Origin of the sequence: Nonomuraea sediminis, from assembly GCF_018531495.1 — a bacterium.
In the GTDB taxonomy this organism is placed as follows: Bacteria; Actinomycetota; Actinomycetes; order Streptosporangiales; family Streptosporangiaceae; genus Nonomuraea; species Nonomuraea sediminis.
Genome location: NZ_JAHDTI010000009.1, coordinates 232,800 through 246,658 on the forward strand (window position 1 = coordinate 232,800; position 13,859 = coordinate 246,658).

Annotated in this window: 8 protein-coding genes; 2 read left to right on the forward strand and 6 right to left on the reverse strand. The window is 70.8% G+C overall.

Going from position 1 to position 13,859, the window contains the following annotated elements; genetic code table 11:
- Window positions 1-71 precede the first annotated feature (71 nt).
- Window positions 72-2,414 carry an ATP-binding protein gene (locus tag KIK09_RS32770; protein ID WP_214323279.1) on the reverse strand — a complete coding sequence of 781 codons (2,343 nt, stop codon included), beginning with the start codon at window positions 2,412-2,414 and terminating at the stop codon, window positions 72-74.
- A 50-nt stretch (window positions 2,415-2,464) separates the two neighbouring features.
- Complete coding sequence (locus KIK09_RS32775) at window positions 2,465-3,691, reverse strand: LuxR C-terminal-related transcriptional regulator (RefSeq protein ID WP_214323280.1); 1,227 nt, start codon at window positions 3,689-3,691, stop codon at window positions 2,465-2,467.
- A 1,148-nt stretch (window positions 3,692-4,839) separates the two neighbouring features.
- On the opposite strand from KIK09_RS32775, the gene KIK09_RS32780 reads away from it, so the two are divergent.
- The gene (locus tag KIK09_RS32780; protein ID WP_214323606.1) at window positions 4,840-6,699 is read left to right on the forward strand and encodes an ABC transporter ATP-binding protein; all 1,860 of its coding nucleotides are present in this window, start codon (window positions 4,840-4,842) and stop codon (window positions 6,697-6,699) included.
- Between the two features lie 440 nt (window positions 6,700-7,139).
- On the opposite strand, the gene KIK09_RS32785 is transcribed toward KIK09_RS32780, so the two are convergent.
- The 4 genes from KIK09_RS32785 to KIK09_RS32800 all read right to left on the reverse strand — a co-directional run bounded on the left by KIK09_RS32785 (window position 7,140) and on the right by KIK09_RS32800 (window position 10,596).
- Window positions 7,140-8,567, reverse strand: coding sequence for a peptidoglycan D,D-transpeptidase FtsI family protein (locus KIK09_RS32785; RefSeq protein ID WP_214323281.1), 1,428 nt, complete (start codon window positions 8,565-8,567; stop codon window positions 7,140-7,142).
- A 36-nt stretch (window positions 8,568-8,603) separates the two neighbouring features.
- On the reverse strand, window positions 8,604-8,963 hold the full coding sequence (locus KIK09_RS32790; RefSeq protein ID WP_214323282.1) for a MerR family transcriptional regulator: 360 nt from the start codon (window positions 8,961-8,963) through the stop codon (window positions 8,604-8,606).
- Window positions 8,964-9,051: 88 nt separating this feature from the next.
- Window positions 9,052-9,690: a TetR/AcrR family transcriptional regulator gene (locus KIK09_RS32795; RefSeq protein WP_214323283.1), complete on the reverse strand. Its 639-nt coding sequence runs from the start codon at window positions 9,688-9,690 to the stop codon at window positions 9,052-9,054.
- Window positions 9,691-9,699: 9 nt separating this feature from the next.
- Window positions 9,700-10,596, reverse strand: coding sequence for a coiled-coil domain-containing protein (locus KIK09_RS32800; RefSeq protein ID WP_214323284.1), 897 nt, complete (start codon window positions 10,594-10,596; stop codon window positions 9,700-9,702).
- A gap of 198 nt (window positions 10,597-10,794) precedes the next feature.
- Here KIK09_RS32800 and KIK09_RS32805 point away from each other — a divergent pair, with 198 nt between their 5' ends.
- Window positions 10,795-13,812: a M14 family metallopeptidase gene (locus KIK09_RS32805; RefSeq protein ID WP_308164418.1), complete on the forward strand. Its 3,018-nt coding sequence runs from the start codon at window positions 10,795-10,797 to the stop codon at window positions 13,810-13,812.
- Window positions 13,813-13,859: the final 47 nt, after the last annotated feature.

A 13,859-nucleotide genomic window follows, 5' to 3' on the forward strand; every position in this document is an offset into this window, starting at 1 on the left:
GGCACATGCGCCGACATGGCCATTCGAGGATGTAACCGGCCACCCGTGAAGATGTGTAGAAACCCTCGCGATCAGCGGTTCCTGATCACCCACGCGGCGACCTGTGTACGCGTGGAGAACCCCAGCTTGGCCAGGATGTTGGCCACGTGCCGCGCGGCGGTGGCCGGGCTGATCACCAGCTCGTCGGCGATCGCCTTGTTGCCCAGCCCGCGTGCGATCAGCTCGGCGATCTCCCGCTCGCGCGCGGTGAGCCTGCTGCTCTGGGCCTTGGGCACGTACGGCTCCCGCGGCGCCTCCGGCAACTCCCCGCCGAGCGCGCAGGCGACCGCCTGGTCCACGGTCATCACCGAGCCCTCCGCCCAGAGCATGGAGACCACGGCCTCGCCCAGCTTCTCGCGGGCCGGGCCGAGCACCTCCTCGGTGCGCGCGTCAGGGTTCTTGCCGCGCAGCGCGACCGAGGCGGCCGCCAGCAGGACGGCCCGCCGGTCGTCGCCCTCGGCGCGGGCCAGCGCCGCCCAGGCCTCAAGCCGCCTGGCGATACCCGTGCGCAGGCCGGCCTCGCGGCTGAGCCACAGCGCCTCCGACAGCCGCATCCTGGCCTCGCGCAGGTCGCCCTGCTCGAGCGCGACCCGGCCGAGCCCGGCCAGGCAGCTGATGATCTGCTGCCGGGCGTCGACCGTGCGCAACAGCCGCAGCCCCGACTCGTAGTGCTGCTTGGCCGCGGCGGGGTCGCCGACGCGCCTGGCCACCTGGGCCAGGCCGATGTGGCCGTTGGACTGCCCCCAGTGGTTGTCCAGCCGCTCGCTGAGGGTCAGCACCTCCTGGAAGGCGCGCCGCGCCTCGGTCAGGCGTCCCTCGTAGAGGCCGAGGTTGGCCCTGGCGCCCTGGGCGATGGACTCCAGGATCGTGTCGCCGCACTCCCTGGCGGTCTCCAGGGCCTGGGTTAGCGGCCCGTGCTCGCCGGTCGACTGGGCCTGCAGGATCATGCCGACGGCCTCGCCGTAGCTGTCGCCCGCCGACCGGCACAGCTCGATACCGACGCGGGCGCAGCGGGCCGCGGTCGGCAGGTCGCCGGAGGGCACCGCCAGCTCGCCACGAAGGATCATGGCCTGGCCGCGCAGGCTCGCGGGCATCTGCGGGGCGTCCAGCGCGAGCAGCCGGTCCAGGCGGGAGGTCAGGCCGAGCCGGCGACCGCCGGCCACCAGCATGTAGCGCATGTCGGTCAGCATGCGCAGCGCGGTCTCCGGCAGGCCGATCGCGATCGACCAGTCGACGGCCGCGCCGATCTCCAGCTTGAGCCCGTCGAAGAGGTTGCCGAAGCGTTCGAGCACGGGCCACGAGGTGCGCACGCCCGGCGCCACCACGTCCTTGAACTGGGCGGCGAGCCTGGCCATGCCCGCCAGGTGGGCGCGGCGCAGCTCGGCCTCCTCGCCGGACTCCGCCAGCTGCTCGAGCGCGTACTGGCGCACCGTCTCCAGCAGGCGGTAGCGGACCTCCCCGGCGATCTCGCCGTCCAACACGACCAGGGACTTGTCGACCAGGTCGCACAGCCGGGGCAGCACCTCCTCCTCGGCCAGCCCCGGCCCCGAGCACACCCATTCGGCCAGGTCCAGGGTCCAGCAGCTGCGGAAGGCGGCCGTGCGCCGCAGCAGCAGCCGCTCCTGCGGCGTCAGCAGCCGGTAGCTCCAGTCGACGGCCGCGCGCAGCGTGCGCTGCCTGGCGGGCGCCGTGCGGGCGCCGCCCGCCAGCAGACTGAAGCGGTCGTCCAGCCGCTCGGCCAGCTGCTTGACCGACAGCACCCTGATCATCGCCGCGGCCAGCTCGATCGCCAGCGGCAGCCCGTCGAGCACCCGGCACAGCTCGACCACCTGCGGCAGCGCGTCGTCGGACAGCTCGAAGCCCGGCCTGGCCGCGCCCGCCCTGGCCAGGAACAGGCGCACGGCCTCGCACTCGCGCGGATCGCCCGACAGCGACAGCGGCGGCACCCGCCACACGGTCTCGCCGGGCACGCGCAGCGGCTCGCGGCCCGTGGCCAGGATGGTCACCCCCGGGCAGGCGGCCAGCACCTCCTGGCACACCCGGGCGCACTCCTCGATCACCGGCTCGCAGCCGTCGAGCACGAGCAGCATCCGCTTGCCGCCCACGGCCTCCACCACGTCGCCCGGCACGTCGAGGGCCGCCGCGACCTGCGCGCGCACGCCGCCCGGCTCGACGTCCTCGAGCTCGGCCAGGTGGACGCCGCCCGGGTAGCGTGCGGCCAGCCGTACGGCAAGGCGCGAGGCGAGTCTGGTCTTGCCGATGCCGCCCGCGCCGCACAGGGTGACCACCCGGGTCACACCGAGGAGCTGGGTCAGCTCGTCGATATCGGACTCGCGGCCGACGAACAGGTTCGGTTCTCCAGGAAGGTTCGTCATCTGCCCTCAGGGGTCGGCGGAAACGTCCGTCACCCTGAGTGTGCCACTGACTACTCGTTCATTCCATGCTCGACCGCCCACGCGGCCACCTGAGTGCGGGAGGTGAAGCCGAGCTTGCCCAGGATGTTGGAGACGTGCCTGGCCACGGTGGCAGGGCTGATCACCAGTTCCTCGGCCAGCGCCCTGTTGGACAGTCCCCTGGCGATCAGCACCACGATCTCGCGCTCCCTGTCGGTGAGCGTGCTGTCAGGGGCGGGGGCCACCTGGACGGCCGTCGGGGCGGAGACGGCCAGGCTGCCGGACACGGCGTACTCGATCGTCCTGTTCCACGGCAGCTCCAGGCCCTCGCGCCAGAGGCTGGCCACGACCGCATCGCCTAGCTCGCGCCTGGCGGGGGCCAGGATGTCCTCCGTACGGGCTCCCGCTCCGCCGGCCGGCGCGCCGCCCATGCGGTCGCGCAGCGCGGTCGAGGCCGCGGCCAGCCGTACGGCGCGGCGCTGGTCGCCCTGGCGGCGGGCCAGGTCCGTGAAGGCCTCGACCAGGTCGACGGCGTTGGCGCGCCGGCCGAGGCCGGTGCTGAGCGACAGGCTCTCGGCGAGCCTGGCGCGGGCGGTGTCGAAGTCGCCGAGCTCGACGGCGATCTTGCCGAGGCCCGTCAGGCAGCGGATGCGGTCGCCGCGGTAGTCCAGGGCGTGCAGCAGGCGCTGGGCGTGCTCGTAGTGGGCGACCGCGCCCGCCAGGTCGCCCCTGGCGTGGGCGAGCTGGGCCAGGCCGATGACGGCCTGCGCGACGCCCCACTCGCTGGCCTGCTCCATGACGGCCAGCATGCTCTCGTAGAGGCGCTGCGCCTCGCGCAGTTGGCCGGCCAGCTGGGCGAGCAGCGCCCTGGTGTACTGGACGAAGGCGCGGAAGTTGCGGTCTCCGTACTGCTCGGCCAGCTCGGCGGCCCGGTCGACCGAGACGGCCTCGCCCGTCAGGCTGAGCATGAGCGTCGCGGTGATCTCGCCAGGCACGTCGCTTCCCGCGCGGGAGAGCTTGAGCCCCTGCCGGCCGAAGCGCTGCATGCCCTCGAGGTCGCCGGCGTAGTAGCAGATGAAGGCCCTGATCGCGGTGGCGTGGCCGACCAGGCCGGGCGGCGCGTCGCCGGGCTGCTCGAGCGCGCGGTCGAGCAGCCGGGTGGCCTCGTCGAACCGGCCCGCGCCGACCAGCGCCCACTGCAGGTCGACGACCATCCGCAGGACCCTGTCGATCTGGCCGGTGGACAGCGCGTGGCCCATGGCCGCGTACAGGTTCGGCTGGACGGCGTCCAGGGCGTGGAAGAAGCGGACGGTCTGCGGCCAGCTCTCCTTGGTGCCGTGTTCGAGCAGCTCCCAGCCCCTCCTGGCGGCGGCGCAGCAGCAGTCGAGGTGGCGCAGGCGCAGCTCGGCCTCGTCGCCACTGTCCAGCAGGCGCTGCCTGCGTCCAGCCGCCGCGGAAGACCGTCAACCGCTGCAGCAGCACCTGGCCGGGGTCGCTGAGCATGCGGTAGCTCCACTCCACGGTCGCCAGCAGGGTGCGCTGCCTGGCGGGCGCGGAACGCGAGCCGCTGGTCAGCAGCTTGAACCTGTCCGACAGCCGGGACCTGATCTGCTCGACCGACAGCACCCGGGTCATCGCCGCCGCCAGCTCGATGGCCAGCGGGATGCCCTCCAGCTCGGCGCAGAGCGCGGCCACGGCCGCGTCGTCTTCTGGGCTCCATCGCTGCTCGCCGGTTGCCGCCTCGGAGCGCTCGACGAACAGCCGGACGGCGTCGCTGGCCGACGGCCTGTCAGGGATCAGCGACAGCGGCGGCACCCGCCAGACCGTCTCGCCCGCCACGCGCAGCGGCTCCCTGCTGGTGGCCAGGACCCGCAGTTCTGCGCAGGAGGCCAGCAGCCGGGCGCACAGGTCCGCGCACGCGTCGACCAGGTGCTCGCAGTTGTCCAGCACGAGCAGGTGGCGGCCGCCCCCCAGCGCCTGCGCCACGGCCTCGATCCTGTCGACGCCCAGCGCGAAGGCCACCTTCTCCTCCAGCAGGTCGCCGGCGTCCAGGTCGGCCAGCTCGACCAGCCAGACGCCGTCGCTGAACGTCTCGACCGCCTCGCGCGCCACCGTCAGCGCCAGCCGGGTCTTGCCGATGCCGCCCGTGCCGCACAGGGTCACCAGTCGTGCGGCGGTGAGCAGGCGGAGCAGCTCTTCCACGTCCGACTCGCGGCCCACGAACGCGTTCGGCGCGGCGGGCAGGTTCGTAGGCACCCTCAAGGACTCCTCGCCATCGGGGGGATGCGTCACCGACAGTGTTGCACCCGTCACGCGATTGCCAACCGTCAATTTGGGCCATCCGGTCTGGGTATATGCGGCTCCACTCTTCCCCGGACTGTCGGTGGCGCCGCGCACACTGGCCTACATGGCCGACGAACTGGAGCTCGGGGAGATCGCCTTCTCCGACTGGCACGCCCACACGGACAAACTGGCCGGCGTCGGCTTCCTGGCGATCGCCCGGCGGCTGCCGTTCCTGGTGAACCAGGCGATGCGGATGGCGTGGCGGGCCAGCCCGCGCGACACCGTCGCCACCGTGGGGCTCAACCTGCTCGGCGGGGTGTTCACCGCGTTCGGCCTGCTGGCCACGACCGGGGTGCTGAGCGCGCTGTTCCGCGAGGGGCCCACGCCTGAGCGGGTGGTCGCGGCGCTGCCCAGCCTGATCGTGGTGGCCGCGGCCGCCGCGCTGCGCACGGTGGTGCAGGCGGGCGCCGGCTGGGCGCAGTCGCGCCTGGATCCGCAGATCGCACGGCTGACCGAGGAACGGCTCTACTCGCTGACCAGCCAGGTGCCGCTGGCCGCCTTCGACGACCCCGAATTCCACGACACGCTGCAGCGCGCCAGGTTACGCGGGGTGGCCATGGCCGACTCGGTGGTGACCACGGCGATCAACGCGGTGACCGCCCTGGTCGGGCTGGCCGCGGTCGCCGGGGTGCTCGGGGTCCTGCATCCCGTGCTGCTGCCGTTGCTGCTGCTGGCCGTACTGCCCGACGCCTGGGCGGCCGTGCGCGGGGCGCGGATGCGCTACGCCACGATGATCGCGCTCATTCCCGCCAACCGGCGCAAGTGGATCATCGGCCAGCTGCTCGCCGACCGGGAGCCCGCCGCCGAGGTGCGCTCCTTCACCATGCGCGGCTTCCTGCTGCGCATGTACGACGCGGTGGCGCGGGCCGAGCAGGACGTCATGCTCGGCCTGGCCAAGCGGCAGACCGTGGCCAAGCTCGTCGGCGAGGCGCTCGGCGGGCTCGGCAGCGGGCTGGTGTACGTGGCGCTCGGCGTGCTGCTGGCCGTCGGGGCGATCCCGCTGGCCGTGGCGGGCACCGCGGTGCTGGCGATCAGGTCGGGGCAGACGTCGCTCAGCAACCTGATGTACGCCACCAACCGGCTCTACGAGGAGGGGCTCTACTTCACCGACTTCCTCGACTTCTGCGACGACGCCGCGCGCCGCCTGCCCGCGGCTCGATCCGTCGCGGCGCCCACCGAGTTCTCGCTGATCACGGCGGAGGACGTGACGTTCACCTATCCGGGTTCCGACTCGACGGCGCTGAACGGGGTGTCGCTGGAGATCAAGCGGGGCGAGGTGATCGCCTTCGTCGGCGAGAACGGGTCCGGCAAGACCACGATGGCCAAGATCCTGTCGGGGTTGTACGAGCCTGACCAGGGCACGGTGCGGTGGGACTCGACGGACCTGCGCGACGTCGACCCCGAGGAGTTCCGGCACGGCATCGCCGTCATCGCGCAGGACCACACGCGCTGGCCGCTCACCGCCCGCTACAACGTCACGATGGGCACCGACCGGGGCGAGCCCGCGCTGCACGCGGCCGCCGCCGTCGCGGGGGCCGACGAGGTGATCGCCGAGCTGCCGCACGGCTACCGGACGCTGCTCGACCGGCGCTTCAAGGACGGGCAGGAGCTGTCCGGCGGGCAGTGGCAGCGCATCGCGATCGCGCGCGGCTTCCACCGGGACGCCGCCCTGCTCATCTGCGACGAGCCCACGGCTGCCCTGGACGCCCGCGCGGAGCACGCCCTGTTCGAACGCATCAGACGGCATTCCGACGGGCGGACGGTGCTGCTCATCACGCACCGGCTGGCCAGCGTCCGGTACGCGGACCGCATCTACGTGCTCGACCACGGCAAGATCGCCGAACAGGGCACCCACGACGCCCTCATGTCCCTCAACGGCCTCTACGCCGACCTCTACACCCTCCAAGCCTCCGCCTACCGATAACTTGTCCGCTTTGCTCCTACGTGGGGCTTTCGCTGGTACGGCGAGCCGCCCCCACCCGGTGACGTCCTCCGGTCATCGGCCGTACGGCAAGCCGCCCTCACCGCCACCCGCCATCCATGGCCGGCCCCTGTCCAGGGAGACGCTCCTCCGGCGATGCGGGGCGGGCCACCGTTACGCCCCTCCACAACCGTGGCCCACCGGGTCCCCCTTGCCCACCGCCCACATTGCGCCGAGCCCCGCCGTACCCCTCCTCGCCGACCCGGCACTCGGTGGACGCCCGCCCTACCCCGCGGGGTCCCAGCTGCCCGCCGTCCGCATTGCGCCGAGACCCGCCATACACCTCCTCGCCGACCCGGCACTCGGTGGACGCCCGCCGTACGCTGCCGGGGCCGCCTTGCCCGCCGTGCCCCGCCGGGGCGCCTTGCCCGCCGTACGTGGGGCTAGTTGAGGAGGGATTCGAGGAGGTGGCGGGCCAGGGGGGTGGTGGTGGCGGGGGTGGCGTTTTCGAGGGCTATGCCGATGGCTACCTCGGGGGCGTCGGCGGGGGCGAAGGCGGTGAAGAGGGTGGGGGCGTGGGGGGTGTCGGTGGCGGTGCCGGTTTTGGCGGCGACGTCGATGCCGGGGATGGCGACGGCGGCGCCCGTGCCGCCGGGGTGGGTGACGGCGACCATCATGTCCGTGAGCTGGTCGGCGATGTCGGCCGTGGTGGCGGTGCGGTATTCGGAGGGCTGGGCGCGGCTGACGATCGAGCCGTCCGCCAGGCGGACCTCCTCCACCAGGTAGGGCTGCATGAGCAGTCCCCCGTTGGCGACGGCGGCGGAGAGCATGGCGATCATGAGCGGCGTGGCGCGGTCGTCGTACTGCCCGATGGCGGACATGGCGGTCTGCGCCCGGTCCATCCCCGCGGGGAAGTCGCTGCGCGAGACCGGCAGCGGCACGGCCAGGTCGTCGACGTTGAAGCCGAATGCCTCGGCCTGGTCGCGCAGCGTGTCCTGGCCGAGCTCCAGGCCGATCCCGGCGAAGGCGGTGTTGCAGGACACCTGCAGCGCGTAGGCCAGCGGCCGCCCGCCGCACCCGCCGTGGATGATGGCGGCCGAGCCGGGCAGCGGCAGCCGCCGGGGCCCGTCGACGCGGTCGCCGGGCGCGTACTCGCCGGTGGTGAGCGCCGCCGCCGCAGTAACGATCTTGAAGGTGGACCCGGGCGGGTAGGTCTGGTTGAGGGCCCTGTTGAGCAGCGGCTGGGCGGGATCGGAGCGCAGCCGGGCGTCGTTGCTGAACAGTTGGTGGCCGTCGAGCGTGGCGTAGAGGTTCGGGTCGTAGGAGGGATAGCTGGCCATGGCCAGGATCGCGCCCGTCAGCGGGTTGATCGCGACCGCCGCGCCGGGCTTCCCCGTCGCCGCCAGTCCCTCGTAGGCGGCCCGCTGCGCGCGGGCGTCGATGGTCAGCCGCACGGTCCCGCCCTGCAGGCTGCCCTTGCGGACCAGGGAGTGCACCCGGACCCTCGGCTCGTCGCCCGACAGCACGCTGTCCTCGGCCCGCTCGATGCCCGTGGTGCTGTAGAGCGAGGCATACCCGGTCACGGGGGCGTACATCGCCCCCTCCGGGTATTCGCGTCGATATTCGTACGGCTCGCCGCCCGTGCGGCGGCTCGTGGCGATGACGGTGCCGTCGCGGGTGGTGATGTCGCCCCGGGGATGGTCGAACCGGGCGATCAGCGTGCGCTGGTTGCGGGCGTCGGCGTTGAGGCTCTGCGAGCCGAACGCCTGGATGTAGGTGATGTTGCCCAGTGCCACGAACAGCATCACCGAGCACAGCAGGGCGACTCTGCGCAGCGGGATGTTGATCCGCCTTGCCCGGGGTCCAGCCATGGGACCCGGTCTAGCAACCGGACGTCAAAGCCCCGGCTAGAGGACGCTGCGGTAGTGGGAAATCTTGTGGTGGATGTACTTCTGCCGCTCGGTCAGCTTGGCGATCTGCCCCTCGACCTGCTGGTCGTGCTCCTCGAGCAGGCGGATCCTGTCGGGGATCGTGTGGTCGCCCGCCCGCACCAACTCGGCGAAGCGCAGCATGGTCGCGATCGGCATGCCCGTGTCGCGCAGGCACCGGATCATGCCCAGCCATCCGACGTCCTGCTCGCTGAACCTGCGCTGCCCGGCCGCGTTGCGGCCCACGGGCTCAAGCAGCCCGATCTTCTCGTAGTACCGCAGCGTGTCCAGCGTGAAGCCGGTCTCCTCCACCACTTCGGAAGGTGTGTAGACGCTCACGCTCCCCAGGATCCCACCTGGAGCGCACTCAAGGTCAAGGCGTTTGACATGGAGATCGGCTCCGCGGGGCCTGCCGTACTGAGGAAAGTCAGGGCAGGTAGTCGGCGAGGTAGCGGCGCAGGAGGTGCTTGGACTCGGCGATCAGCGCCGGGTCGCCGGCCGGGTCGACGCGGAAGGCGAGCTTCAGTATCGCGTCGGTCGCCTCGACCGAGACGAGCAGCGCGCGTTCGAGCCCTTCGGTGGGAGGCGCGTCGAGCAGTTCCAGCATGATTCCGCGCAGCCGGTCGGCGACGACGGCGTTGTTCTCCAGGGCGGCGTCGAGCATCCGATTGGTGCCCGCCAGCGCGGGCCCGCCGGGCGCGGCCAGCACTTCGCCGAAGTCGACGACGGCGAACCCGGGCGTGGTCCGTTTCATCGCGACGAACTCGTCGATGGCCAGGTCGACCAGGTCGGTCCAGTGCGCGAGGGAGGCGGTCTCGATGCGCTCGGTGACCCGGCTCAGGAACGCCTCCAGGTTGCGCAACGCCAGCGCCCTGACCAGCGCCTGCTTGTCGCGGAAGAACTGGTAGAAGGTGCCGATCGGCACTTCGGCCCTGCGCGCGACCTCCTTGGTGGTGAGAGCGTCGTAACCGATCTCGTCGAGCAGCAGCGCGCACTCGTCGAGCATCCGCTCGACCCGCTCGAGGCTGCGGCGCTGGGCGGGGCGGCGGCGCAGGGTACTGGTCATGTACCGAGGCTAGAACACCGAGACGTGGACGTGGTCATAGTGGTTGGCGGTGACTCCACCTCTGTCGGCCATCAGCTTCCATCCGGCGCCCGAGCGGATGTCGTAGTAGCGCTGCTTCCAGATGATGTACATGACGCCCATCCGCGGCCCGTTCTTGATCAGCCAGGCGGCCAGCGCGTCGCCCCGGTCGGCGTCGGCGCCGGCGGCGGGCCTGCCGCCGCTGGACATCATGAAGTCGCAGGCGCGGCCCTTGCCGTGCTCGCCGGGGTCGCCGGGGCGCAGGCAGCCGACGCCGTAGGGCATCGGGAAGTTCTGCATGATCTCGGCCCTGACCGCGATCATGCGCGCGGTGAGCCCCTCGGAGCCGCCGGGCTGCTGGAAGCCGAACTTGGCGAGCAGGCGCTCGATCTCGCGCCGCTTGCTCTTCATCCTGGCGATCTCCTGCTCGAGATCCTTGATCTTGTCGGCCGAGTCCTTCTTGGCCTGGCCTGCCTCTTGGATCAGTTCCTGGATGTGCAGGACCCGGCCGGCGCGCTCGTCGGCCATGAAGGTCATGTTGGCCGCCTGGCCGAGCGCCTTGGTCGGATCGATCTCCAGGCCGAACAGCTGGACGTTGTCGAGCGAGCCGGTGATGTAGGCGGTCTGCGCGATCTGGCTGACGTCGTCGCGGGCGTCGTCGAGCTGCTTCTGGAGGTTGCCGGCGGAATCGGTGGCCTTCTTGGCCGCGAACCGCGTCTCTTCCAGACTCTGGATCTGGCCCCGGTAGAGGCTGTTGAGCCGGGCCGCCTCCTTGGTCAGCTGTTTCAGCTTGGCCTGGTCGGGATCGGCGGCGGCGGGCGGGGTGAAGGGCAGCGCGAGCAGGCCGAACATGGTTGCGGCGCACATGGCGATGCGACCGAATCGCACGTTCGTCCTCCCCTCTAGGCCAACGGAAACTATAGAAGTTGATCTTGGTCGCTGCCACCCGAACGGATGAACTCATGCACCATTGGCGAACTTTCCACCGATTTAGCGGCGATAAGAGCGACATAAAAGTTGGGCCTTGTGGAGATCGCGGCATCGGGTGAAATTTCGAACAACTCGACTCTGCGAAGGGGCAGAACCGTGTCTCGACCTTTAGTCCTCGCCGCGGCCGTCATCCTCGGCCTAGGCACGTCCCTGGTCGCCGTGGAAGCGCAGGCGTCCGTGGATCCCTCCTTACCTCCCGGCGACCGCATCGAGCTCTACCAGCTCGACAGCCCACCCGGCACCGCACAGACGTTGAAGGAAAAGGGCTTCGACGTCGTCCAGGACCAGACCAAGGACGGCAAGGAGCACGTCGAGCTGACCGCGGCCCAGAACGAACTGGACGCTCTCGGCAAGCTCGGATACAAGCCGCAGCCCGTGCGCAACCCGCAGGGCCAGACCCAGCTCGAGGCCGCCAAGGCACAGGCCACGGCCGGGTACACGGTGTGGAAGTCCTATTCGGAGCCCGGCGGCATCGCCGACCAGCTGAAGGCCATCGCCGCGGCCAACAAGGACCTGGTGAAGCTGGAGACGATCGGCAAGTCCCTGCGCGGCCAGGACATCCTGGCGGTCAAGGTCAGCACGCTGGCCAGGGTGCTGCCCGACGGGGTCAAGCCGGCCACGCTGTTCTCCGCCACCCAGCACGCCCGCGAGTGGATCTCCACCGAGGTCGACATGCGGATACTGAAGTACGTGCTGGCCAACAAGGTCCAGCTGAAGGACCTGCTCAACAGGACGGAGCTGTGGTTCGTCCCGGTGGCCAACCCCGACGGCTACGACTTCACCTTCACCGAGGGCAACCGCCTGTGGCGCAAGAACCTGCGTGACGTGAACGGCGACGGGAAGATCACCAACGGCGACGGCGTCGACCCGAACCGGAACTTCCCCACGAACTACCACTACGACGAGGAGGGCTCCTCCTCGATCCCGAGCAGCGAGACCTACCGCGGCACCGGCCCCAAGAGCGAGCCCGAGACCGTGGCCATGGACGGCCTGCTCAAGCGGATCCGCTTCAAGGCCCAGGTGAACTACCATTCCTTCGGCCCGCTGCTGCTCTACCCGATCGGCTGGCAGATCGCCACGAAGACCGCCGACAACCCGGTCTACCTCGCCCTCACCGGCACCAAGCTCAACCCGGCGGTGCCCGGCTTCAGCCCCGAGCTGTCGGCCGAGCTCTACACCACCAACGGCGAGACCACCGACCACGCGCACGGTGCGTACGGCACGCTGGCCTGGACTCCCGAGCTGGAGGAAGGCTGCGACGGCTGCGGCTTCGTCTTCCCCGACGACGAGGCCAAGGTGCAGGCGGAGTTCGAGAAGAACCTGCCCTTCGCCATGGACGTGGCCAAGTCGGCGCCCAACCTGGCGGACCCGACCAGCCACCTGGGCAACACCACGCCCGACTTCGTGCTCGACCCCTTCGAGGTCAGCTACGGCACCGAGCAGGTCGTCCAGGTCGACGCCAAGCGCAGGCTCGGCCCCGTCCTGCTGCACTACCAGGTCAACGGCGGTCGCGAGAAGTTCGCGCTCACCGGCGAGTGGAAGGGCGGCCAGCGCTACGGCAAGGGCTACGACAGCTACTACCACTTCCTGCGCGGCAAGATCACCGGCACCAAGCCGGGTGACAAGGTGAAGGTGTGGTTCACCGCCTTCGGCGGCAAGACCAGCGGCGACTTCACCTACCAGGTGTCCGACGACATCGGCGGCAAGGTGCTGGTGCTGGCCACCGAGGACGTCACGGGCCTCAGCCCGGTGCAGAACGCCACCGAGGCCAAGTACAAGGCCGACTATGTCAAGGCGCTCAACGACGCCGGCTACAGCACCGACGTCTACGACATGGACAAGAACGGCCGCAAGGCGCCGTCGGCGCTGGGCGTGCTCAGCCACTACAAGGCCGTCGTCTGGGAGACCGGCGACGACATCATCCCGCGCAGCGTCGGCCAGGTGCCCGGCACCACCTCGCGCGGCGGCGTGGAGACCGAGCTGGCCGTGCGCGACTACCTCAACGAGGGCGGCAAGCTGGTCCACGCCGGCAAGTACCCGTCCTACGCGGACAACATCAACGGCTCGTACGTCTACCAGCCCGATCCCGCGCAGGGCGAGTGCACCGACGCCACGAACCCGCTGTGCATCCCGGTGTTCAACGACTTCGAGCAGTACTGGCTGGGTGCCTACGTCTTCTTCGACAACGCGGGCGCTGACCAGAACACGGGCCAGCCGTTCCCGCTGAAGGGGGTCGCGGGGCCGTTCGCCGGGTTCAACGGCACGCTGGCGCAGAGCCACACGCAGTCGTTCGTGGCGACCTCCGCCATCCTGCCCCCCGCGCAGTTCCCGCAGTTCGGCAGCTCGGCGCCGGTGAAGTGGGACCGGCCGGGGGCACCGTTCGACCCGCACACCGGTTCCTACGACGTCTACAGCGGCATCGCCGACGTGTCGTGGAAGCGGCTGACCAAGACCATCGACCTGACCGGCAAGAGCGCCGGCGACCTGTCGTTCTGGGTGTCGCACGACACCGAGCAGGACTGGGACTTCTTCACCGTCGAGGCCCACACGGTCGGCCAGGACGACTGGACCACCCTGCCGGACGCCAACGGGCACACCACCCAGTCCACCGGCTCCAGCTGCGCCACGCCGAACGGCGACCACTGGCGCACCATCCACCCGTTCACCACCCACTACCAGGGTCCGAACTGCGAGCCCACCGGCAGCACGGGTTCGTGGAACGCCTCCACCGGCAACTCCAGCGGCTGGCAGCAGTGGAAGGTCGACCTGACTCCGTACGCGGGCAAGAAGGTCGAGCTCTCGCTGTCCTACATCAGCGACTGGAGCACCCAGGGCGCGGGCGTCTTCCTCGACGACGCCAAGGTCACGCTGGACGGCGCGACGGCCGATGAGACCTCGTTCGAGTCCGACCTCGGCGGCTGGACCGCCGCCGGGCCGCCCGAGGGCTCGACCCCGTCGATCAACAACTGGTTCCGCACCAACCAGGTGTTCGAGGAGGGCGCGGGAATCGTCACCAAGAACACCGTCTACCTGGGATTCGGCGCCGAGGCGCTCAGCACGCCTGAGCAGCGGGCCGATCTGATGAAGCGGTCGCTGACGCATCTGCTCGGCTGACGGCACCAGGAGGGGTACGGCGGGCCTGCCGTACCCCTCTTGCGTGC